A 22,572-nucleotide genomic window follows, 5' to 3' on the forward strand; every position below is an offset into this window, starting at 1 on the left:
TTCGTGAGGCCTTTTTTATTAAGTGTCCCGCTAAAAATTCGGGATGACTCATGTTTTCTTTTTTACGCAGGCTATAGGAGGGAGGAGAAGGAATCCCTGCAGGCTAGGAGCAGAAGCCTCTTTGAAGGAGTGCTCCGCTTTGCCCAACAACCCACGTGCACCAAGCTGCTTGCCCGGGCTTCTGCTATAGCAAATGTGCGTATGCCCAGTGTATGCTAACAAGTCACGCGTCAATGCTGGCGCTTAAGAAGGGGCTTCTAACGGTCAATCTATCATTTTATTAGCAGAAATATGTCTTGATGGCAGGGGTACTTCGCTGGCTCCATGGGTTTTCTATGTATGCAGAACAAACCAAAAACAATGCAAGACTGCACATGCATAGCCTATCTAGAATATTTATAAATGAATAGTAGGTTCCAATATCTTCAATGGATTCAACTAAATAGGGCCTTTAGGAAGCGTTCAGGCCTGTCTTCATAAAATTATTTCAATGCTTAAATTACCAATACCGAATAAGGTTGTAACATTAATCAAGGTGTAATAACATTTCTCATTTCGAGCTTTTTAGGGCAAATCTTTTTTCTAGTTTTGCATCAACCCTTAACAAAAAAGTAAAAAGAGTTATGAAAAAAGTGTTAGTCATTGCAGCACTGCTTGTAGCAGGCTTCATGAGCAACCAGGCGGTTGCACAGGAACGTATGAACGTGGTGAAAATCAACCCGCTTAGCCTTGCCCTTAGCACCTTCAACGTATCGTATGAGCGTGCCATCAGCGATTCTAAAGCACTCCAGCTGGGCCTGCTGTATACCGGTGTTAGTCTGGGCGACACCAAGTATGCCGGTTTCGGTATTACGCCTGAACTTCGCATTTACCTGTCTCAGGGCGAGGCGCTGGATTCCTGGCACGTATCTCCTTTCGTACGCTATCAGAACGTAACCATCTCTAACGAAACTTCTTGGGACGGTTCTACCACCAGCAGCAAAGCCACGCTGAACAGCCTTGGCATTGGTGCACTGGTAGGCCACCAGTGGCTGCTGGGCAGCAGCGACCGCATCTCTCTGGATGTGTTCCTGGGTCCAAGCTACTCCTTCTCTAAGATTGAGTTTGAATCAGACGGTGATGATGTTGGTGAGATCAACGGCGCCTTTGATGGCTTCGGTATCCGTACCGGTATTACCTTCGGTATTGCGTTCTAAGCAACCCCTCAATAGAAACAGAAAAGCCGGTAGCGATACCGGCTTTTTTTGTGCGCTTATTTTAACCTGTTCTGCAAGTCCCGCAGAGCAGCTACCCAGTCTTCGGCATCGGGGCGGCTGGCCCAGCGATCGCGCAGCTCGGAATCTTCCATAATAATATCAATGGCGCTGCTGGCCTTGTCCAGCAACTCTTCCACATCGTCTTCGTCAAAACGGTCGGTCTTTTTCAGAAATTCTTCTTCCAGCCCGTCGGAGGGCTTGCCGTTGGCAGCGGCCACAATTTCGGCAGCCGCCAGGGCCTCCTGGCAGAGGCGGGCATCGGGGTGGGTGGAGCTGAGCAGCTCATCCAGCGTACCCTCTACAAAGCCTATATTGCCCAGGCCGCGCCACTCGTCCAGCCAGCGCTCGGCCGGCGCTGTTTCTAGTGTATACTTATCGGAACTAGCCATAAAAAATATTTTTTTGATAAACCTACGGCACTTCGGCTAAGTTTGAAAATGCTTCTCCAAAAAAGTAGGTCCTTTTTCGTAATTTACATCCTTGAACGCAGGCCTGCCTGCACCTGAAGCGGAGGGAACCGATTATGAAGCTACTGCATACGGCCGACTGGCACCTGGGCAAACGCCTGCAAACCTACAGCCGCCTGGAGGAACAGCGGGAAGTGATGGACGAGATCTGCCGCATTGCCGACGAGCAGCAGGTGGATGTGGTGCTCATTGCCGGCGACCTCTATGATACCTTCAGCCCCCCTAACGAAGCCATTGAGCTCTTCTATAAAACTCTGCACCGTCTGGCCGCAGGTGGCAAACGGGCCGTTATTGGCATAGCCGGCAACCACGACTCGCCCGATCGCATCAACGCTCCCGACCCCCTGGCCCGCGCCTGTGGCATTATTCTGTGCGGCCGGCCGCTTTGTGTGGTAAAGGAGTGCGCCATGGAAGGGGGTATGGAACTGCTGCGCAGCGAGCCGGGCTTTGCCGAGCTGCGCATACCCGGCTATGACTATCCCCTGCGCCTGCTGCTTACCCCCTATGCCAGCGAGGCCACCCTGCGCCAGTACCTGGGCGAAGAGGAGCGGGAAGAGGAGCTGCGCCGTCTGCTGCAGGAGCACTGGCAGCAACTAGCCGATCGCTACTGTGACGAACAGGGGGTAAACATGCTCATGACCCACCTCTTTGTAACCGACCAGCACAACCCCCAGCCCGAAGACGAAGGCGACGGCGAGCGGCCCATTCTGCACATGGGGGGTGCGCAGGCCATCTTTACCCAGAACATGCCTGCCCAGCTGCAGTACGTAGCGCTGGGCCACCTGCACCGCTACCAGATCGTTAGCAAAGCCCCCTGCCCGGTGGTGTACAGCAGTAGCCCGCTGGCCTATAGCTTCAGCGAGGCGCACCAGCCCAAATTTGTGGTGCTGCTGGAAGCCGAGCCCGGCCAGCCCGTAAAGATGAAACCCCTGTGCCTGAAGAGCGGCCGCAGCCTGGAGCGTAAGCGCTTTGAGGGGCTGGAAGAAGCCCTGCAGTGGCTGCAGGAAAACCCCCATACCTATGTGGAGCTTACCCTGGTATGCGATACCTATCTGGATGGCAAAACCCGCAAAGCCCTGCTTAAGGCACACGATGGGATTGTCACCATTATACCCGAGGCACGTATATCCCCTGAAGAAATTGAAAAAAAATCACTCATGCAACGATCTGGAAATCAGTCAGATATGACTGAATTATTCAAGGAATACTTCATATCCCGTAAAGGACAGGAACCCAGCGCCGACATGCTGAGTTTGTTTAAAGAAGTATTAGATGACAAAGGCTGATAGTATATGGATGTTGGACAATAGACAATGGACAATGGACCATGGACCATGGACAATAGACAATAGACAATAGACAGAATGTGCTGTAGGCTACCCTATTTTGATCGTACCTGATCTTAAATTCAAAGTCCATTGTCCATAGTCCATAATCTCACTACTCACTACTCAGTACCACCACATGATACCCCTCTCGCTCACCATAGAAGGCCTCTACTCCTACCGCCAGCGGCAGCACATCGATTTTGAGACGCTCTCATCCAACGGGCTTTTTGGTATTTTCGGTCGGGTGGGCAGCGGAAAATCCTCCATTCTGGAGGCCCTCATGTTTGTGCTCTTTGATGATACCGAGCGGCTCAACAAAAGTGGCGATGACCGCTACTATAACATGCTGAACCTGCAGAGCCGGGAGCTGTACATTGAATTCATCTTTAAGGCAGGACCCGAAAACGGCAAAAAGTACCGGGCCGTATGCAAGGCAAAGCGCAGCAACAATCCAGAAAAATTCGAAGAGGTCAAGATTGGCAAAGACGATCGGCGCTACTACGAGTGGCAGGGCGGGGACTGGATGCCGCTGGAAGGTCTCAAAGATGCCAGTACCCTGCTGGCTATGGAGTACAAGCACTTTCGCCAGACGGTGATCATTCCCCAGGGCCGCTTCCGCGATTTTATTGACCAAACCAGCGGCGAGCGCACCAAAATGCTCAAGGAGCTCTTTCAGCTGCAGCAATACGACCTGGCGCCCCAGACCGGCCGCCTCCAGAAACAAACCGAAATGCAGCTGGAAAACCTCAGGGGTCAGCTGCAAAACATGGGGGAGCTAAGTGCCGAGGCCCTGCAGCAGCTGCAGCTGGAGGCCCAGCAGGCCGATCTGCGGGTAGGCAGCCTGCAGCATCAGCATGACCAGATCTACAGCCAGGACAAGCAGCTGGAAGAACTGCGCCGCAAATGGGAGCAGATCGATCAGACCGAGCTGCACCTGAAGCGCCTGCAAAGCAACCGGGAGCACTGGCAGCAGCGCAGCGAGCGCCTGCTTACCTACCGGAATGCCTATACCCATTTTTGGGAGCGCCTGCGCCAGCAGGCTGCCCTGGCAAAAGAACTAAGCCAGAAACAGGAGGAGCTGGCGCAGCTGCAGGCAAAGTCCAAAGCCGCACAGGCAGCCCTGGCCGCCACCCGCGAGGGCTACCAGCAGAGCAAAGACAAATGGGAGAAGCGCGATGAGATCAAAGCCAGCTGCGACGATCTGGAGCGCATCCTGCTCATCAAGGAAAAGGAAGAACAACTTTCTGCTAAACAGCAGCAGCTCCAGCGGGGTCAGCAGCAGCTGGCTGTGGCAGAGACTGCTGTAAAAGAGCTGGAAAAAGGGGTAAAGGCCGCCGAAACCTGCCTGCATGCCCTGGAAGACAAGGGGCTGGACGGCACCCGCCTCACCGAAGCCCATCACTGGCACAAGCGCTGCCAGGAGTTGCAGCGGGAGTTGCAGCGCGAAGAAGAGAGCTGCAAAGAACTGGAGCAACTCCTGCAGGGGGTAGCCCAAAACCGGCGTACCCTGATCAATGGCTATGAATTTCTACTGCCGGACCACGACTGGGAGCTGGTGTTTACCAACCTGGGAAGCAAGTGCCGGGAGCTTGAAAAGCAACTGGAAGCGCTGCAGCTCCAAAAGCAGGAACTGGCCGTACAGCAGGAGCTGTCTCGCTTTGCCCGGCAATTGCAGCAGGGGGGCAGCTGTCCGCTTTGCGGCTCCGATTCACACCCCAAGCCCCTGCAGGTACAGCACATGCAGGAGGCGCTACAAACCTGTGAGGAAGCCCTGAAGAAGCACCAGCAGGAAAACCAGCAAATGCGCCAGCTGGAGGTACACCTGCAGCAGCTGCGCCAACGGCATGAGCTGCAGCAGCAAACCTACCAGCAGGGCCAGAACCGCCTGCACCAGCTCAAAACACGCTATGCCCAGCACCAGGGGGGCTATGCCTGGCCCGAGTACCAGGAGCATGGTCTGGAGCAGCTGGAAAAATTACTGCAGGAGGCCCAGCAGCACCAGCAGCAGCTAAAAGAAGCACGCCTGCACATGCGCAGCCAGCGAGAGCGGCTGGAGCAGCAGCAACAGGCCTGTGAAGGCCTGCGCACAGCCACCCAGGCAGTAGAAAAAGAATGGGAGCGCCTGCAGGCCGAGCACCAAACCCTGAGTGCGCAGGTGCATGAAACGCGCCAGGGCTGGCTGAAGCTGGAGGTAGCCAAACTGCAGGGCAGCCTACAGCGCGGGCGGCAGCAGTACCAGGATGCCATAAGGGGCTATGAACTGGCCCAGCAGGCCCTGCAACAGGCCGAGCAGCAGTACAACCAGCTGCAGGGGTCTCTGGGCGCCCAGCAGCGCCATGTAGCCCAGCTGCAGCAAAAATGCCAGCAGGAGCAGCAGGAGCTGGAGCAGCTGTGCCGCACGCATGGCTTTATCAGTCTGGAGGCCATTAAAGAAATTCTGCGTCTGCGCCTGGATGTTGAAAAAGAACAGGAGGCAATAGACGCCTATTATCAGGAGCTGAACACCACCAGCAGCACCCTGGAGCACCTAAAGCTGCAAACCGACGGGCAGCAGTACCAGGCAGCCGCCCACCGGGAGCTGCAGCAACAGCTCAGCGGATTAACCAGGGAACTGGAGGCCGCCCGCAAGGAAAAGATCACCAAAGAGCGGGCCGCCGATGAGATGCAGAAGCAGCTGGAGAAGCAGGCCGATCTGCTAAAGAAAAGTGAGGCGCTGGAAATACGCCTGGCCAACCTGAAAGAGCTCAGCGGCCTGTTCCGCGGCAGTGGGTTTGTAGACTGGGTTTCTACCATGCACCTGCAGGACCTGTGCCGGGCGGCCAATGAACGCTTCTTTAAACTGACCAGCAACAGTTTGAGCCTGGAGCTCAACGAAAGCAATAACTTTATTGTGCGGGACCACCTCAATGCCGGCAAAACCCGCCTGCTCAAAACCCTCAGCGGAGGACAAAGTTTCCAGGCAGCCCTGTGCCTGGCCCTGGCCATGGCCGAAAATGTCAAGAGCCTCAACGGTGCCGACCAGAGCTTCTTCTTCCTGGATGAAGGCTTTGGCTCGCTTGACAAGGAAAGCCTGCGCATTGTGTTTGATACCCTAAAATCTCTGCGGCAGGAAAACCGCATTGTGGGCATTATCTCCCACGTAGAGGAGTTGCAGCAGGAAATAGACCTCTACCTGAATGTGGAGAATACGGAAGAAACCGGAAGTGTGGTAGCCTGCAGCTGGCAGGGAGCCGACGCCTAATGATCATCTCTGGAAGCCATTCTTAACTACCTAACAGTAAGGTCGTCATCCCGGCGGGGCCGCCCCGGCCTGCGCCGGGGCGGCCCCGCCGGGATGACGGGTGGAGTCAAGCTATTTATGAGATAGCATTTAGCCCCTCTTCTGCTCTAGCAGCCCTATGTGGCAGCTGGTAGTATAGGCTCCTCCTTCCGTCCTGCTTAGGGAGTGCCGGCCATTTCCACTTTTGCCTCTTCCCAGCCAGCCAGTTTGGCGCCAGCCTGGTAGCAACTCTGCAGAAAGGCCAGCAGCGCAGCGCGGGGATCCGCTTCGGCCCGCAGATCATCGTACATCAGAAGGGCCATGGGGCTGCCGTTGCTAATAACCCACTCGGCCCTGTGGGGCTCCAGCGGGCACTGCTCCAGGCCCTTCGGCGAGGGGTAGGTATAGCTGTAAAAGGCAGCGCCCCGCACCTGTTCATCACCTGCCCAGAACCCAAACGAGATCATCTCATGCGAGTACGCTTCCTTATCGGACTGCCGGGCCTCCGCTGGCATAGGGGGTGCGCTGCGGCCCGAAAAGCGGGTTACCGTCAGGTCCAGGTGGTGCCAGTAGAGGTGCACCGGGCAGGTTTTGCCACTAAAGCCCCCGCAAAATTCTTTGAATACCCCATCAGTCCAGCGCAGGATCTGCCAAAACCGCTCTACCCACAGAGGCTGGTAGGTAAAGTGCTCCTCCAGGTGAGAAAAGGGGGCAGTGATGCCGGGCACGTCAAAGGGTTTGGCCACAATGGGCGCTTCTACCCCCATCTGCTCCAGCTTGTCAAACAGCAGAGCATAAAAGCGGGCTACGCTCAGCCCATGCTGCAGGGGGATCTCGTCATAATGGCCGGTACTGGCGCAGAGCTCTACGCGGTGCCGCCTGAAGTTAAAGTGAATTTCCAGCATATGCCCCTCAGCAAAGGGGATCGGTTGAGAACTTATTCCTTTTGGGCTAACCAGCAAGGTAATATGCCACCAGTGATTTCGTTTGGGATTCAGCGCCAGCTGAATTTTACCTACGATCTGCAGGTAAAGGTGCAGGGTGGTTTTGGTGGCTTCCCAGGCATCAAGCGGCAGGGCTGGCAATAAGGGGGTGGCGGCTTCCATAAAAAAAGGGGGATATAGCAGGTGAATAAGTTAGTAAAAACTTGTGGAATCAGCCAATAAACAATCTCTTGCTTAAATCTATTACCTACTAGGGGTCCATACAATTTCTGTTGTACCATCAAACTCTTTGCTACAGAAATGGAATACCGGATAGAAGTGTTAGCTTTGTGGGCGAGAAAAAGCAGGCATGCGTAAAAATCTGAGTGCAGGCCTGCTGATGTACCGCCTTCACCCCCAGGGGTCAGGGGAGGTGCAGTTCTTTCTGGTTCACCCCGGAGGCCCCTACTTTACTAAAAAAGACAAGGGGTGGTGGGGCATCCCCAAAGGATTGCCTCAGGAAGGTGAGGCGCTGCTGCCCTGTGCAGTGCGAGAGTTTGAGGAAGAGACCGGCATTCGCCCAGGCGGTCCCTACCTGGCATTGGAAAGCATAAAGCAAAAAGGAGGTAAAACGGTGTGGGCGTGGGCTTTTGCCGGCCAGTGGCAGGAGCAGCAGGGCATACAGTGCAATACCTTTCGGGTAGAGTGGCCTTATAAAAGTGGCAACTGGCAGCACTACCCCGAAGTAGACCAGGCGCGCTGGTTTGCCTATCCGGAAGCAATCGCCTACATAAATGCGGCACAGATCCCTTTTCTGGACCGCTTACTGGAGCAGCTGGGCTACACAAGCCCATTCATATCTAACCAAAATACAAAAGTCTGAGCTTGCCTGTACGGGCGGCTCCAGCGCGTATTGGCAAAATTCCTGAGAGAAAGAACTTAATCACGAAATTAATTGTAATGGCACTGAACGGATTTTGATTGTACCCCTTACAGCAGCTGCCTGCACTGCTACCTGGTACAAATGGTTTAAACCCTCACTCGTTTACAGAACTGTACTCATCAAAGGTTTCCTGCTACCAGCTTCCCCTTCTCAGTAAGAAGGGCTTTGGTACGTTTGGGCATAGGGAATGGCTTTGGATGAAGGGCACTTTAAGAAGGATTATAGAAGATGAGACAACTTAAAATAACACACCAGATCACCAATCGGGACAGCAACACCATTGAGAAGTACTTCAACGACATCTCAAAGGAAAGCATGATCACCCCCGATGAAGAAGTAGAACTTGCCAGAAGAATCAAGCTGGGCGACCATGTGGCCCTTGAAAAGATGGTGCGCGCCAACCTGCGCTTTGTGGTATCGGTTGCCAAGCAGTACCATAATGGCAGCATGCCCCTCAATGACCTGATCAACGAAGGCAACCTGGGCCTGATCAAAGCCGCGCAGCAGTTTGATGCTACCAAAGGCTTTAAATTTATCTCGTACGCCGTATGGTGGATTCGCCAGTCGATCATGAAGGCGCTGGACGAGCACTCCCGCCTGGTGCGCATTCCCGCCAACAAGCGGGCCGATCTGTACAAGATCAACAAAGCGGCCGCCCTTATTGAGCAGCAGTATGAGCGCGAGCCAACCGCCGAAGAGCTGGCCGATTTTCTGGGCGTAAAAGAAGAAGACATCCACAAGATCGGAACGGCCGCCATCCGGCAGTCTTCCCTGGATGCCCCCTTTGGCAATGATAATGAAGGCTCGTTGCTGGATGTGTTGGAAAATGCCGATGCTGAATCGGCCGACTCCGCGCTGGTAAACGGCGATTCGCTGCGGGCCGAGCTGGGCCGCATCCTGGCGCAGCTTTCCGAGCGGGAGCAGTTGATCCTGATGAAGCTATATGGCATTGGCATGGATTACAGCATGTCTATGGAGGACATTGCCGAAGAGCTGGGCCTTACCCGGGAGCGTGTGCGGCAGATCAAGGAAAAGGCCCTTACCAAAATGCGGGCCGTCTCCAATACCAACCTGCTGAACGCGTTTGCCTAAGCAACCCCCCGGGGAAGTCCGGTACTTCCTCATAGAAAATAGAAGACCCGTCTCAGCCGAGGCGGGTTTTTTGTTTCTGTTTCTTTTTGAAATATCTTCGGCAAAAGAGCAGGGTCGGGCGGCGGCCCCCTTGCGGAACGATTGTTTTGCTCCGCCAGTTAACTCACATATGGCTATAGGCGTGCGGGAGGTGAAGAAATACCTCCAGGAATTATCGGATGAAGAGCTGCGGGAAGAGGTGATGAAGCTTTACAAGAAATTTCCCATTCTCAAGGAGTATTACCAGCAGGAGCTGAGCCTGGATGGGGGTGGCCTGGTGGCCGATTATAAAAAGAAGATCCACCAGCATTACTTTCCCAGCGGCCGCAGCCCCAAGCGCCCCCGGGCTGCCAAGACCCGCGAACTGATCTCCCGCTTTCGCAAGCTGAGCCCCTTTTCCTTTGATGTGGCCGATTTGCTGCTGTACCAGGTAGAGACCATGGTGGCCTTTTCGGCCTCCAAGGGTACTAGCGGCAACAGGGGCTATGTGAGCGGGGGCTTCAACCAGACCCTTATCAGCCGCTACAAAGAAGCGCTGCAGCTGGTAGTGGCCGAGGCGCTGGAGGGAGAGTTTATGCCGCGCCTGCAGCAGGTACTCAAAGAAGCACGCTTTATGCGCTGGGGCACCTACGAGGCCCTGTTGGAGCTCTACATTCAGCATATTAATAAAAGGCCGGAGGGGGTGGGGGTGTAGTGTATACTACCTGTCTCAAACCAACCACCCCGCCCAGCGGGCACCCCTTCTAAATCAGGAGGGGTGCCCGCAGGGCGGGGTGGTTAGCTTTACACCGATAACAGCAGCATGCCATCCCAAAGGGCATAGCGTGCCTCCAGGGCTGCTTTGGCGGCTTCTTCGGCCTCCTGCCACTTCTGTTCATCCTCGCCGCAAAGCTCGGTCATCACCTGGCTGATGCGCTGGTCCCGCTCCTGCTGGTCTATGCGGGTGTGGCGCTGCAGGTACTCCCGAAAAAGGGCCAGGTCCTGCTGGTGGTGGTGGATCAGCTCGGTATCAAGCTTGTGGAGCAGTTCTGAAACCAGATCTTCCCGGCCCAGAAAGTACGCCGCGGCAATCTTATGGGCTTTGCCGCAATGGCTGATGGCCCAGTTTTGCAGCAGGTAGTTCTTGATGCTCTGCGGCAGGCTTACCTCTTTATCCAGAGCCGCCTGCAGGCTGTCTTCCTGCTGCAGCAGCACCAGCAGGCGGTCAATCAGGTAGGTTTTGGCTCCGGCCTGGTGCATGGCCTGCCGGTAGAGCTCAAAATGGCTGATATAGCCCCCATTGCCATCGCTGTCGCTTTCTTCCTCCACCAGCATTTCGTTTACAATGCGGTTGGTTTGCGGCTCCTCGCTGGGGGTCCAGCTGGGGGTTGTGCTGGAGATGCTGGCCTCCAGAGCCTTTAGCATCGACAGGTTGTCCCAGACAGCAAACACATGGTGCTCCATGAACTCCCGTATGTCGTCCAGGGTCTCAAATTGCTGGTATATTTCGTGTGCCAGCAGGCGTACGCGCATCGGTTTCAGACTGTTGCGAATTTTCCCGATCCTCGATTCTTCCATGATTTCGCAGGTTAAAAAGTATAGATATGCTATCCTTTCCTACGGGTTTAGGCATGGGGGGGTTTGTGAAAGGGGGGGCTTTTCGCCTGTTTTAGGCTTCTTCCTGCAGCTGCAGGCGCACCAGGTTGGCATAGGTGCCGCCCGAGATCTGCAGCAACTCCTCATGGGTACCGCTTTCGGCAATCTGCCCGCCGCTGATCACATAAATACGGTCGGCCTTGCGGATGGTGGCCAGCCGATGGGCAATGATAATGGTGGTACGGCCCAGCATAAGCTGGTCCAGGGCCGTTTGCACCAGGTGCTCGCTTTCGGCATCCAGCGAAGAGGTGGCCTCGTCCAGGATCAGGATGCGGGGGTCTTTGAGTATGGCCCTTGCGATGGCAATACGCTGGCGCTGGCCGCCGCTGAGCTTTACCCCCCGCTCGCCCACCAGGGTGGCAAAGCCTTCGGGAAAATGCTCGATAAAGTCCAGGGCATTGGCCTTACGGGCGGCTTCCCGGATCTGGGCATCGGAGGCGCCGGGGCGGCCGTAAGCAATGTTTTCCCGAATGCTGCCGCCAAAGAGAATCACCTCCTGGGGTACTATGCCCAGGTTGGCCCGGTAGGCGCTCAGGTCAAAGGTGCGAATGTCCTGCCCATCCACCAGCAGCTGGCCGGCCAGGGGTTCGTAAAAGCGCAGCAGCAGCTGCACAATGGTGGATTTGCCGGCACCGCTATGGCCCACCAGTGCAATTTTTTCGCCGGCGGCTATCTGCAGGCTCAGTTCCTGCAGCACCTCCACTTCGGGCCGGGTAGGGTAGGCAAAGCGGATGCCCTGATAGGTGATGCGGCCCTGCAGGGGCAGGCGCTCGGGGCTGTGCTCCAGGGAGAGTTCGCCGGGCATGGCAATGATCTGCAGCACCCGCTCCGAGGCGCCAATGGCCTTTTGCAGCTGTCCGTACAGATCGCCCAGGCCGGCAATGGAGCCGCCAATAAAGGTGGTATACAGCACAAAGCTGATGAGTGCGCCAATGGTAATATCGCCGGCCTGCACCAGTAGGGCGCCGTACCAGATTACCGCCACAATGCCGCCAAAGAGTATAAAGATGATAAAGGAGATAAAAGCGCCCCGGTAGCCGGCCGCCTTTAGGGCGGTGCGCACCACAAGGTCCAGGGCCGAGCCGTAACGCTGGGTCTCGTAGCGCTCGCTGGTAAAGGCCTTTACCATGGGGATAGACTGCAGCGTTTCTTCCACCACCACATTGGCTTTGGCCAGCTGGTCCTGGATCTGCTTGCTCAGGCGGCGGATAAAGTTGCCGAACAGGATGCCCACCACCACAATCAGCGGAAAGGTGGCCAGCATAAAGCCCGCCAGTTTGGGGGTGAGGTAAAAGATAATGGCCGTACCTACGGTAAGGGTCAGGATCTGCCGCACAAATTCGGCCAGGGTGGTGGTAAAGGTATCCTGCAGCTGCGATACATCGGAGGTAATGCGGCTGAGCAGCTCTCCGGTGCGCTGGTTGTCATAGAAGCTCATGGGCAGGCTCATGTAGCGGCCGTAGAGGCTGCGCCGCAGATCGGCCATGCTGCGCTCGCTTACCTGGGCAAAGAGGTACACCCGCAGAAAAGAAAAAACAGCCTGGATAAAAAGAATGCCCAGCAGAAAAAGCGCAATGTTGTTCAGCCCGCTGATAAACCACTGGCCGGTGCCGGTGGCGGCATCTACCAGGCGGGCGGCTACATAGGGAAAGGACAGCAGGCTAAGGCTGGAAACCAGCAGACAGCCCATACCGGCCGCAAACAACCACCGGTAGGGCAGAATGTAGCGGAAAATTCCGGCCAGTTTGCTCAGGTTCTCTCGGGTGAGCTTACGTTTTTCTTCGGGTTGCAGGGGGTCCCGCCTTTTTGCCATACGCTAAATAGCCCTAAAAGGGGGTTTTTGTTCCAAAAAATGGGGAATTGTCGGCGCAAGTGCACAGAAAAAAGAGCGCTGCCCGGGGTGTTAGCTAGGGCGTACGGCTTAGCCGCGGCGAAAAAGCCCGGCAATGCGGCGCGCCAGCTTTTTTTCCTTTTCCCAGAAGAAGGTAAACTGGCCCAGCAAAAAGCCATAGGCCAGCAGCAAAATCTGGTAAAAGGGCATGATAAACAGCAGGTAGGTCACTGTTTTGAGCCAGAAAGGGGTGGCATCATCAAAGCCTATAGCAGCAAACAGAAACTTGCGAATAAGCACAACGGTAGAACCGGTAAGGGAGAATACCACCAGCACAGCCACTACCTGCAGCAGGCTTTGCAGGCCCCACCGCTCCTTCAATCGAACTAAAAAACCACGCTGCGCGCTTAGCACCTGGGCGGTTTCCGGTTTATGGATTGTTTTCAAACCTTCTCTTACTGATTCGTTTACAAATGTACAAAGTTTGTTGGAAAACCGGCCCGGAAGGGGTGTGGAAGTTGAAAAACTTGCATCTTGTCCCTACATTTAAGCCATAGGCTGCTGGCCGGCAGCTGTGCATCCGCCACAGGCGGGTACTTTTTTTGGGCAGTGAAGCCCCTTGCTGTATGAAAGACAAATTTGAACTTAAGAAAATTCTGGTGAGCCTCGATCTTTCTGAAATGGACGAGATGCTCATCCGCATTAGCGCCTATGCCGCCCGCATGATGCAGAGCGACCGGGTCTATTTTGTGCACATTGCCCAGGACCTGAACATGCCCAAGGAGCTGCGCAAAAAGTGGGGCAACCTGCTGGCGCCGGTTGATGAAAACCTGCAGCATATGCTGGAGCAGCAGGTGGCCGAATTCTTTGAGGCTCCCCCCGGCTGTGAGGTGCTTACCGAAGTGCATGAGGGCAATGCCACCGACCGGCTGCTGAAGCTGGCCCGCCAGAAAGATGTAGACCTGCTGGTGCTGGGCATTAAGGACAAGCTGGCCGGCAGCGGCGCTCTGCCCGATAAGGCCGTTAAAGCCTCGCCCCGCTCGGTGCTGCTGGTGCCCGAGGTGTTGCCCGACCGCATGGACAAGATTCTGGTGCCTGTTGATTTTTCAGCCCATTCGCTGCAGGCGCTCAGGCAGGCCCTGTTCATCCAGCAAAATTCCCCCATTCCGCTAGAGGTCAAATGCCAGCATGTGTACCACCTGCCTACCGGCTGGCACAAGACCGGCAAAGCGAAAAGGAGTTTGCCGATATTATGTGCGAGCACGCCCGCAAAGACTATCAGAAATTCCTGCACAAGCTGCCCAAACAGCATCAGGACATTCCCTGTGTGTTTACCCTGGATAATAATCATGATCCGGTTAAAGAAATCTACCACCGGGCCGTAAAGGAGCAGGCCGATCTGATCATCATTGGGTCAAAAGGAAAAACCCAAACGGCAGCCGCCCTCATGGGCAGTGTGGCCGACCGGCTGGCGCACTATAACAGAAGCATTCCGCTGCTGATCGTAAAGGACAAGAATGAGAACATTGGTTTTCTGGAAGCCCTGCTGCGGATCTGAGAACTGCCAGCTACCCCCTTGCTGGCACAGCAGCCTGCAACCGCCGGGGCTTAGAGGGCCTCTCCGCAGCCATCCAGCAGGCGGCTGTTTAGCCATAGGGTAGCCGTATAGGTCCATTCTTTATCACTCATGCCATCCGAGCAGGGGGTGTTACCCCTGCGCAACAGCAACCAGTTGCCCTCTCCCAGGGGGTAGTGCTGGGCCCAGCCCTGCTGCCGTCCCTCTGCCTGGCTGGGGTCCTGATAGGCAAACGCCAGCGAATCGCCTTCCATTGAGCGGTATATGGAGTAGGGTTTGGCAATGGTCAGGCTCCAGAAGGGTTCGGTGCCAGTAATGCGGTACAGGGAGGTTTCCGGCTCCACAGTTCCCTGCCCGGCGGGTGCTTTTGCATTGCTACTGTCGGTTCGGGTGGGGGGCTCGGGTACAGGGTCAGTGGCTTCCCGTATGGCAATACTATCCTGTCCGCTAGCCGGGCTGCGCTCCGGGCCTGAGCTGCTGCCATCGCAGGCGCTAAACCCTGCCAGCAGCACTAGCAGCAACAGGGGGGTATAAGAGGAGAGGGTGGAGCTCATGTGGGATAAACCCCGCCCCGGGGCGAATGTTCTGTCTCAGCTGCAGCAGATGGGCTTTTTAAAAGAGGTGCAGGTCCGGCTGGCTCAAACATAAGCAGGCAGCGCTGGTTACCCTATAAAATCCATTTTTTCACCTAATCAATCAACTCAAGCATGAATGCTGCAAAACTACCTTTATTTGGTATTGCTGTTCTGGGGCTGCTGCTCAGTGTAGCCTCCTGCCGGGTGGCCGAAGAGGATACCTACGGCCGCTGGGATGCCGACGCCGATGCCCGCCTGGACCGCAACGAATTTACCACCGCCTGGGGTGAGGCCGCCTATTTTTCCCGCTGGGATGCCAACCGCGATGGTACCGTTGATGAAAGCGAGTGGAATGCCGGCCGCAATACCTACCTCTCCAGGTACGACGAAACCCAGCATGGCGCCTTTACCGACTGGAATACCTCCGGCAGCGGCAGCATGTCAGAAGATGAGCTGCGGGTAGGCATCTTTACTTATTATGATACGGATGGGGACAATTACCTGAGCCAGGATGAGTATAGGGCCTGGCGGGGTACCTCTGGCGGAGGGAGTGCCACCGGATCAGGAACCGGAAGCAACTGATAAGCCCTGAGAGCACTCGCGATTTTCCTTCACGAAGCAACCGCAGCCAGCACTTGGCTGCGGTTTTTTATTTGCTCTCCAGGCCGCTTACCCGCTCCTTTAGCTGGCGCAGCTCTTCTTCCAGCAGCAGCAGTTTATGGTCCAGCAGGCTGGGCGGCTGCAGCTGGGTGGTCCAGCACCCCTTTACTTCCCAGAGCTCCAGTATGTCTTTTGCCTCAATGGGCAGGGGGGGTACGGCCGGGTTGTCGGCCTCAAAGATCCAGGCAGGGGCCTCCAGCTTTCGCAATCGGCGGGTGAGCAGCTCCCGGGCCGTGATGATGATGTATACCTGCCCCTCCCGCAGACGATTTGCCTTCTCCAGCGATACGGCCACGGCCGTTAGGATATCGCCATCGCGCAGGCCGCCCCCATCGGTCAGCATCTCGCCGCCGCTGTGCTCAAAGGCCAGAGTCTTGCCTGGCTGGGCTTCGGGCAGTGCTACAATTTGTAGCCGATTGATAAAATCCCGGTTCTGCAGGTTTACAATGTACTCCAGGCGCATGCTTTTGCTGATCAGCGGAATGCCGGCGCCGGTTTGTCTCTTCTGGCTGCTGGTAGGCAGATTGCCGTTTTGCTCAAAGCCTGAGCTTTTTCCCAGGGCGGGGGGAAGCTGGGTGGGATCGAACTCTCCTTTGAAGATGTCCAGGCTGTAGAGTTCGTTTACAGTCAGTTCTTTGCGCAGCAGGGCATCGGTTGAAAGTCCAAAATAACGCGCTATGGCAATGATTGTCTCTATCTTAGGCTCTGAGCGCCCTTCTTCATAGGCACCCACGCTGGGCCGGGCCAGCGCAAAGAGCTCGGCAAAGGCGGCCTGTGAAAGTTTTTTCACTGCCCGGATGCGCTTAATGTTCTTTCCGATATACGACATAATTTATTTTGCTCTTTTTTTGAGCACCTCTATTGATTTTAGCAAAAAGATGCGTATATTAGATTCAACAACGGAGGTGATAACAGCAAAACGTAAAATTATTGTTATCAACGTTGTAACAATTATATATAAAAATTGCGCTATTCTTTAATTTTGAGCAAGATGAGGTAAATCTAAAACTTTTAACCAAATGAACTGCTATTTCGACAAAGTGAAAAATTACCTGCTGGAGATGGGCTGTGAGATTCGGATGGCCAATGAGGCCGAGGGCCTGTTTGTGGTTAACCACCAGGAGCGTGGCCTTCATAACCTGGTGATCGGCTGTGCCGAGCCGCTCCTCATCCTTGAGCAGTTCATCTTCGAGATTCGGGAAGAAAGCCCCGAGGTATACCGCAGCCTGCTGCAAAAGAATCGCGATATGATTGCCGGCGCCTTTGTGCTGGATGAAAGCGGCCGCAAGGTGCTCTACCGCAATACACTGCAGCTGGAGAATCTTGATCTCAACGAAGTGGAAGGCACCTTTAATGCGCTTAGCCTGCTGCTGAGCGAATACTCCGAAGAGCTGATCCGCTTTGCGCGGCAGTGAATTGGTAGACAAGGGACGATAGACAAGGGACAATGGACAAGAAATTGTCGGTAGGGGGTGCCGCCCCAGTTGTTGGTGTTTTCACCGACAACTCCCGACCCCTTCCCTGAAAGCGTTTGTTGGTGAAACCACCAACTAGGGGAGCGGACTCTCTACGGTTGTCTTTAATCCTGTGTCCAATGTCCAAAATCCATTATCAAATCACCATAAATAAAAATATCATGAACATCTTCTCAAGACTTTTTAAGATCGGTCAGGCAGAGTCACATGCGGCCATCGACCAGCTGGAGAACCCCATTCGCATGACCGAGCAGGGAATCCGCGACATGAAGGAAGATCTGGACAAGAGCCTGCACGCCCTGGCCGAAGTAAAGGCCATGGCCATTCGCTCCCGCAGTGAGAGCGAGAGCTACCAGCAAAAAGCAGCCGACTATGAGCACAAGGCCATTCAGCTGCTGAAAAAAGCCCAGGCGGGTGAGATGGACAGCAGCGAAGCCGACCGTCTGGCCTCCGAGGCCCTGCTGCGCAAAGAAGAGAACCTGAAGCTAAGCGATAGTAGCAAGCGCGATATCGAGAAGTACGAGGGCAGCGTGCAGCAGCTGGAGGGCAACATCCGCACCATCAAGGCCAACATTGCCAAGTGGGAAAACGAGCTGAAGACCCTGAAGGCCCGCGTGAAGGTGAGCACCGCCACCCAGAGCCTCAACAAACAGCTGGCCCAGATCGATGGCAGCAGCACCGTATCCATGCTGAAACGCATGCGCGACAAAGTAGCCCAGGAAGAAGCCCTTGCCGAAAGCTATGGCCAGATTGCAAACGAAAGCCGCAGCATCGACGAGGAGATCGACAAAGCCCTTACCCAGGGATCGGCCCAGGCGAAGACTGCCGGTGAACTGGCAGCGCTGAAGCAGAAGCTGGGTCTTGATGCCCCGGCTGGAGAGCAGTAGTTATTCATAGCGAGGGAATTAATTCCCTCGCTATGAATAACTACTGCAATGAATAATCAACCAACCAGAGCCATGAAAGAGCTATTTGACTTTGCCCTAGCAGGCGCCAATGTGATTCCCACGCTGCTGCTGATTGCCATGATGCTGTACTGGAGCATTGTGCTGATTGGGGCCATTGACCTGGATTTTCTGGACCTGGATCTGGATACGGATTCCAGCCCGGACGGACATCCCGAGGGGAGCCTGGAGTGGCTCAACCGCCTGCTGCGCTTCTTTAACCTGGGCAGGGTGCCGCTCATGATCTTTCTGAGCTTCCTGATCCTGCCCCTGTGGCTGTTCTGCATCCTGGTAAATGATATGCTGGGCATCCATAGCCTGCTGCCGGGCCTCATTACCCTGGGCGTTGGCTTCTGGCTCTGCATGTTCATTGCCAAGGTGCTCACCATGCCCTTTGTGGCGCTGTTTGAAAAAATGGAGGAGGAGCAGAACTTCAGCGCCATTGGCAAGATCTGCACCCTGCAGAGTACCGTAAGCGAGGGGCGCATCGGGCAGGCCGTTATTGAGCAAAGAGGCAAGGGAGCGCCCATGATGCTCACCGTCTGCAGCCGGCCCGGCACCCTGGTCAATAGCGGCGAAACCGCCCTGGTGCTGGAATACCAGGCCGACCGGCGCTGCTACCTTGTAGAACCTTATAGCATCTAATAGAACCGGAATAGAAACAATTTTACCAATACACATTTATGGAAAGTATCGCTGGAAATGCAGTGTTAATGTGGGGTCTTATCACCATAGGATTCCTGTTCGCTATCGCCATTCTGATAGCACGTCTGTACCGCAAGGCCGAGCAGGGACAAGCCCTGGTGGTAACCGGTATGTTTGGTCCCAAAGTATCCTTTAGTGGTACGCTGGTGTGGCCGGTGATCCAACGCCTGGAGGTAATGGACATTACCGTAAAAACCATCATGATCAACCGTACGGGCAAAGAGGGACTGATCTGCCGCGACAACATGCGGGCCGATATCAAAGTAACCTTCTTTGTGCGGGTAAACTCCAATACCGAAGATGTAATGCAGGTGGCCCAAAGCATTGGCTGTAGCCGGGCCTCCGATCATCACCAGCTGGAGCTGCTCTTCGATGCCAAGTTCTCCGAGGCACTTAAGGCCGTAGGCAAGCGCTTTCAGTTTGTTGACTTATACACCAACCGTCAGGAGTTTAAAGATGAGATCCTGCAGGTGATTGGCCGCGACCTGAACGGCTACATCCTGGACGACTGCGCCATTGACTACCTGGAGCAGACCCCCCTGGAGTTCCTTAACGAAAGCAACATTCTGGATGCCGAGGGGATCAAGAAGATCATTGACCTGACAGCCAGGCAAAAAACCGAAGCCAACTTCATTGAGCGTGAAAAAGAGAAAACACTCAAGAAGCAGGACGTAGAAGCCAAGGAAACCGTGCTGCAGCTGGAGCGCCAGCAGATCGAGAGCGAAGAAAAACAGCGCCGCGAAATTGCCGCCGTACGGGCCCGCGAACGTGCCGAAGCCGAGCGCATTGAAGCCGAAGAGCGCCTGAAGGCCGAAGCCGCCCGCATCACCACCGATGAGCAACTGGCCATTGCCGAGCAGAACAAGGAGCGCCAGGTGCTGGTAGCCCAGCGCAGCAAGGAAAAAACCGATGCCATTGAGCTGGAGCGCGTGGTGCAGGCCCGGGAGCTGGAAGCCAACGAGCGGGAGCGCGTAGTAAGCCTGGCGCAGATCGAGAAAGAGAAAGCCCTCGAGATCGAGAAGCGCAACATTCAGGAAGTGATCCGCGAGCGTGTGGTGGTAGAAAAAGCCACCGTAGAGGAGCAGGAGCGCATTAAAGATACCGTAGCCCATGCCGGTGCCGAGCGGGAGAAGCACGTGGCCCTGGTAAATGCCGCCAAAGAAGCGGAAGAAAAGCTGGTAAAAGAGATCAAAGCTGCCGAGGCCGCCCGCCAGGCTGCCGAGCACGAGGCCAAGAAGGCCATTATCGATGCCGAAGCCGAGCGCAAAGCCGCCGATATGCGGGCCGATAGCATCAAGATCATGGCCGAAGCCGAGGCCCGTCAGGCCGCTGCACTGGGACTGAGCGAAGCCCAGGTAATGGAAGCCAAAGCGCTGGCCCTGGCCAAGCAGGGCAAGGCCGAAGCCAGTGTGATCACCGACAAAGCCGATGCCGAAGCCAAAGCCATCCGTGCTACCGGCGATGCCCAGGCCGAAGCCAACACCAAGCTGGGCCAGGCCGATGCCACGGTGATCCGTGCCAAAGCCGAAGCACAGGAAACCCAGGGCGAAATGGAAGCCCGCATCATGGAGCAGAAGTTTATGGCCGAAGCCAAAGGCATTGCCGAGAAAGCCCGCGCCATGTCGGCCCTGGATGGTCCCGGCAAAGAGCACGAGGAGTTCAAGCTGCGCCTGGAAAAAGACAAGCAGGTGGAGCTGGCCGGCATCGACATGCAGAAAGAGCTGGCCGAAGCACAAGCCATGGTACTGGCCGAAGGCCTCAAGAAAGCCAACATCGACATCATTGGTGGCGAGAGCATGTTCTTCCAGAACATTGTGGGCTCCATGGCCAAAGGCAAAGCCATTGATGGTATGATTGGCCAGAGCAGCGCACTGCAGGACGTAAAGAATACCTTCTTTAGCCCGGATGCCAACGGCAATGTGGACTTCAAGAGCCAGCTGCGCCAGTTCCTGGACAAGTTTGGCATGACCAGCGAGGATGTACGCAACCTGAGCATTTCGGCCCTGCTGCTGAAAATGACCCAGAGCGCCGAAAGCGACAGCCAGCGTACCGCCCTGCAGGAGCTCAACAAACTGGCCGGCAGCATCGGCATGGCCGACAAGCCGGTGAGCACCCTGAATCTGTGATGGTAGTGAGTATTGAGTAATGAGTAGTGAGATGGTGACAGCTAAAAGGGAAATTCTCTGATAGATCCCATCTCTTGCTCATTACCCATCTCTCAAACGTTTCCATCGCCAAACGATTGTCCCCCTCTGTGAGGGGGGTAAGGGGGAGGGAGGAAAGCCACTACACCCACCGGTGTCTGGATATCAACTGCACAGCCTCAATGAATTAATTCTACAAACCCATGCAACCCAACACCTCTCCCATTTATACCGAAAGCCACCGGGTGCTGCCCAAAGGCATGGTCTGGATACTGCTCATCGCAAGTCTTGTGGTGCTGGAGATTCCGCTGCTGGCTCCCTGGGAAAGCTGGACCCTGCAGGAGATCCGGCCCAATGGGGGCGCCGTGGCCTTTATGGCGCTGGTCTGGTGGTTTGCCCTGGGTGCCCGCATCAGGCTGCGGCTCGATGCCGCCGGCCTGCGGTACCAGTTCTGGTTTCTGCCGGCCAAAAAAGTGAGCTGGCAGGCGCTTAAGGGCTGGTATGTACGGGAAGTGGTAACGGTTGAAGAGTTTGGTGGCTGGGGCGTGCTGAGGTCATCGAAGCGGGGCTGGGGCTATGTGAGCACCGCCGCCTGGGGCCTGCAGCTGGTCTTTGCAGACGGCAGACGGGTGCTGATCAGTACCCAGGAGCCCGAAGCCCTCAGGCGCTGGCTGGAAGCGCAGGCGCCCCCCTTATCAGAATTTGAAATCCGCTTGCTGGCCAGAGGCCAGAAGGTGTAACCCCTACCCTATGATGCCATGAAAACGACTACCCCACTCTACACCGAAACCCTCAGCTTGCACTCCAAAGTGATCTACTGGATCCTGATTGTAAGTACCTTTTTTGCTGTTGGGATACCTGTGCTCACCAACGGCAGCCAGTGGAATGAGAAGGAGGTAACGGGTACGCTGATGGTAGCGGGTATCATGGCCCTGATCTGGTGGCTGCTGCTGGCCAGCCGCATTAAACTGCAGCTGGATGCCGAAGGGGTGCGTTACCAGTTCTGGCCTTTTTCAAAAAAGCAGGCCCGCTGGGAGACGCTCAGGGGGTGGTATGTGCGGCAGGTAAGTCCTTTTAGCGAGTTTGGCGGCTGGGGCATGCGCTATGGACTGGGGCAGGGCTGGGGCTATGTAACTACGAGCAAATGGGGGCTGCAGCTGGTCTATAAAGACAATAGCCGGGTGGTGATCAGCACCCGCAGGCCCGATGAACTGAAGCACTGGCTGGAGCAATGGGCTCCGGCAGAGGTGATCGAGACCGCTGAGCGGTAAAGCCAGGTAGCTGTATAGCTGTAGTTTTGCAAATTTTTACGACAAACCGCTATGAGTACTTTTTTACTTTTTCTGCTGGCGCTGGTAGCCTGCCTGATCCTATACATAGGCTGGCAGCTGCGCTTTCGCTACCGGCTTGAATTACTGGCGGGCTATAACCCTACCGTAACCCGAAACAAAAAGGGCCTGGCCCGCTGGTCGGGTACTACCCTGCTGGTGATAGGGCCGCTGCTGGAGCTGTGTGTGGCAGCCGCCATCAAAACCGGCTTTGTGCTGCTGGCCAGCCTGGCCTATGTGGCGGTGATCTGTATTGGACTGATTGTACTGGCGCTGGGCGCTACCCAATATTCAAACTGGAATTAAGCATGAGCGAACATAAACGAACCCCAAACCCTGGGAAGGGGGCACCTACGAAGTACTCCGCAACCGTCTGCGCAAGGGGGGCGACG

22 protein-coding genes and 1 pseudogene are annotated in these 22,572 nt (G+C 55.5%); 16 read left to right on the forward strand and 7 right to left on the reverse strand.

Features of this window, described 5'->3' with window-relative positions:
- Positions 1–623: 623 nt before the first annotated feature.
- The gene (locus ADICEAN_RS13540; RefSeq protein ID WP_009196183.1) at positions 624–1,196 is read left to right on the forward strand and encodes a DUF3575 domain-containing protein; all 573 of its coding nucleotides are present in this window, start codon (positions 624–626) and stop codon (positions 1,194–1,196) included.
- Positions 1,197–1,252: 56 nt separating this feature from the next.
- Here the strand turns inward: ADICEAN_RS13540 and ADICEAN_RS13545 are convergent, their stop codons facing one another.
- Positions 1,253–1,645, reverse strand: coding sequence for a DUF4259 domain-containing protein (locus ADICEAN_RS13545; RefSeq protein WP_009196184.1), 393 nt, complete (start codon positions 1,643–1,645; stop codon positions 1,253–1,255).
- A 134-nt stretch (positions 1,646–1,779) separates the two neighbouring features.
- On the opposite strand from ADICEAN_RS13545, the gene ADICEAN_RS13550 reads away from it, so the two are divergent.
- Together ADICEAN_RS13550 and ADICEAN_RS13555 are read left to right on the forward strand one after the other, a co-directional pair.
- The gene (locus tag ADICEAN_RS13550; RefSeq protein ID WP_009196185.1) at positions 1,780–3,009 is read left to right on the forward strand and encodes a metallophosphoesterase family protein; all 1,230 of its coding nucleotides are present in this window, start codon (positions 1,780–1,782) and stop codon (positions 3,007–3,009) included.
- A 178-nt stretch (positions 3,010–3,187) separates the two neighbouring features.
- Positions 3,188–6,292: an SbcC/MukB-like Walker B domain-containing protein gene (locus ADICEAN_RS13555; RefSeq protein ID WP_009196186.1), complete on the forward strand. Its 3,105-nt coding sequence runs from the start codon at positions 3,188–3,190 to the stop codon at positions 6,290–6,292.
- A 197-nt stretch (positions 6,293–6,489) separates the two neighbouring features.
- Here the strand turns inward: ADICEAN_RS13555 and ADICEAN_RS13560 are convergent, their stop codons facing one another.
- Complete coding sequence (locus ADICEAN_RS13560; protein WP_009196187.1) at positions 6,490–7,416, reverse strand: DUF5996 family protein; 927 nt, start codon at positions 7,414–7,416, stop codon at positions 6,490–6,492.
- A gap of 187 nt (positions 7,417–7,603) precedes the next feature.
- On the opposite strand from ADICEAN_RS13560, the gene ADICEAN_RS13565 reads away from it, so the two are divergent.
- The 3 genes from ADICEAN_RS13565 to ADICEAN_RS13575 all read left to right on the forward strand — a co-directional run bounded on the left by ADICEAN_RS13565 (position 7,604) and on the right by ADICEAN_RS13575 (position 10,001).
- Positions 7,604–8,116: an NUDIX domain-containing protein gene (locus ADICEAN_RS13565; RefSeq protein ID WP_009196188.1), complete on the forward strand. Its 513-nt coding sequence runs from the start codon at positions 7,604–7,606 to the stop codon at positions 8,114–8,116.
- Positions 8,117–8,404: 288 nt separating this feature from the next.
- Entirely contained in the window at positions 8,405–9,268 is an 864-nt protein-coding gene (locus ADICEAN_RS13570; protein ID WP_009196189.1) for a sigma-70 family RNA polymerase sigma factor, read from the forward strand.
- A gap of 169 nt (positions 9,269–9,437) precedes the next feature.
- Complete coding sequence (locus ADICEAN_RS13575; protein ID WP_009196190.1) at positions 9,438–10,001, forward strand: DUF6155 family protein; 564 nt, start codon at positions 9,438–9,440, stop codon at positions 9,999–10,001.
- Positions 10,002–10,090: 89 nt separating this feature from the next.
- Here the strand turns inward: ADICEAN_RS13575 and ADICEAN_RS13580 are convergent, their stop codons facing one another.
- From ADICEAN_RS13580 to ADICEAN_RS13590, 3 genes are all read right to left on the reverse strand, one after another.
- The gene (locus ADICEAN_RS13580) at positions 10,091–10,864 is read right to left on the reverse strand and encodes a DUF3050 domain-containing protein (RefSeq protein WP_009196191.1); all 774 of its coding nucleotides are present in this window, start codon (positions 10,862–10,864) and stop codon (positions 10,091–10,093) included.
- A 91-nt stretch (positions 10,865–10,955) separates the two neighbouring features.
- Complete coding sequence (locus ADICEAN_RS13585) at positions 10,956–12,755, reverse strand: ABC transporter ATP-binding protein (RefSeq protein WP_009196192.1); 1,800 nt, start codon at positions 12,753–12,755, stop codon at positions 10,956–10,958.
- A gap of 108 nt (positions 12,756–12,863) precedes the next feature.
- On the reverse strand, positions 12,864–13,220 hold the full coding sequence (locus tag ADICEAN_RS13590) for a DUF6787 family protein (protein ID WP_009196193.1): 357 nt from the start codon (positions 13,218–13,220) through the stop codon (positions 12,864–12,866).
- Between the two features lie 179 nt (positions 13,221–13,399).
- Between ADICEAN_RS13590 and ADICEAN_RS23565 the strand changes: the two are divergent.
- Together ADICEAN_RS23565 and ADICEAN_RS21940 are read left to right on the forward strand one after the other, a co-directional pair.
- Positions 13,400–13,525: pseudogene (locus ADICEAN_RS23565) on the forward strand (universal stress protein); the annotation flags it as partial.
- A 500-nt stretch (positions 13,526–14,025) separates the two neighbouring features.
- Entirely contained in the window at positions 14,026–14,331 is a 306-nt protein-coding gene (locus tag ADICEAN_RS21940) for a universal stress protein (protein WP_161622709.1), read from the forward strand.
- Between the two features lie 50 nt (positions 14,332–14,381).
- Here the strand turns inward: ADICEAN_RS21940 and ADICEAN_RS21340 are convergent, their stop codons facing one another.
- On the reverse strand, positions 14,382–14,903 hold the full coding sequence (locus ADICEAN_RS21340) for a putative membrane protein (protein ID WP_009196196.1): 522 nt from the start codon (positions 14,901–14,903) through the stop codon (positions 14,382–14,384).
- Between the two features lie 153 nt (positions 14,904–15,056).
- Here ADICEAN_RS21340 and ADICEAN_RS13605 point away from each other — a divergent pair, with 153 nt between their 5' ends.
- Entirely contained in the window at positions 15,057–15,506 is a 450-nt protein-coding gene (locus tag ADICEAN_RS13605) for an EF-hand domain-containing protein (protein ID WP_009196197.1), read from the forward strand.
- A 67-nt stretch (positions 15,507–15,573) separates the two neighbouring features.
- On the opposite strand, the gene ADICEAN_RS21345 is transcribed toward ADICEAN_RS13605, so the two are convergent.
- Positions 15,574–16,413 carry an XRE family transcriptional regulator gene (locus ADICEAN_RS21345; RefSeq protein ID WP_009196198.1) on the reverse strand — a complete coding sequence of 280 codons (840 nt, stop codon included), beginning with the start codon at positions 16,411–16,413 and terminating at the stop codon, positions 15,574–15,576.
- Positions 16,414–16,603: 190 nt separating this feature from the next.
- On the opposite strand from ADICEAN_RS21345, the gene ADICEAN_RS13615 reads away from it, so the two are divergent.
- From ADICEAN_RS13615 to ADICEAN_RS13645, 7 genes are all read left to right on the forward strand, one after another.
- Positions 16,604–16,999 (forward strand): YbjN domain-containing protein, encoded by a 396-nt coding sequence (locus tag ADICEAN_RS13615; protein ID WP_009196199.1) that lies wholly within the window; start codon positions 16,604–16,606, stop codon positions 16,997–16,999.
- A gap of 179 nt (positions 17,000–17,178) precedes the next feature.
- Positions 17,179–17,946 carry a PspA/IM30 family protein gene (locus tag ADICEAN_RS13620; protein WP_236612917.1) on the forward strand — a complete coding sequence of 256 codons (768 nt, stop codon included), beginning with the start codon at positions 17,179–17,181 and terminating at the stop codon, positions 17,944–17,946.
- Between the two features lie 72 nt (positions 17,947–18,018).
- Entirely contained in the window at positions 18,019–18,648 is a 630-nt protein-coding gene (locus tag ADICEAN_RS13625; RefSeq protein ID WP_009196201.1) for an OB-fold-containig protein, read from the forward strand.
- A gap of 38 nt (positions 18,649–18,686) precedes the next feature.
- Entirely contained in the window at positions 18,687–20,834 is a 2,148-nt protein-coding gene (locus ADICEAN_RS13630; protein ID WP_009196202.1) for a flotillin family protein, read from the forward strand.
- 221 nt (positions 20,835–21,055) lie between these two features.
- Positions 21,056–21,592, forward strand: coding sequence for a hypothetical protein (locus ADICEAN_RS13635; protein WP_009196203.1), 537 nt, complete (start codon positions 21,056–21,058; stop codon positions 21,590–21,592).
- An 18-nt stretch (positions 21,593–21,610) separates the two neighbouring features.
- Positions 21,611–22,123 carry a hypothetical protein gene (locus ADICEAN_RS13640; RefSeq protein ID WP_009196204.1) on the forward strand — a complete coding sequence of 171 codons (513 nt, stop codon included), beginning with the start codon at positions 21,611–21,613 and terminating at the stop codon, positions 22,121–22,123.
- A 51-nt stretch (positions 22,124–22,174) separates the two neighbouring features.
- On the forward strand, positions 22,175–22,486 hold the full coding sequence (locus tag ADICEAN_RS13645) for a DUF3784 domain-containing protein (RefSeq protein ID WP_009196205.1): 312 nt from the start codon (positions 22,175–22,177) through the stop codon (positions 22,484–22,486).
- Positions 22,487–22,572: the final 86 nt, after the last annotated feature.

It is taken from the genome of Cesiribacter andamanensis AMV16 (assembly GCF_000348925.1).
Classification (GTDB): domain Bacteria; phylum Bacteroidota; class Bacteroidia; order Cytophagales; family Cyclobacteriaceae; genus Cesiribacter; species Cesiribacter andamanensis.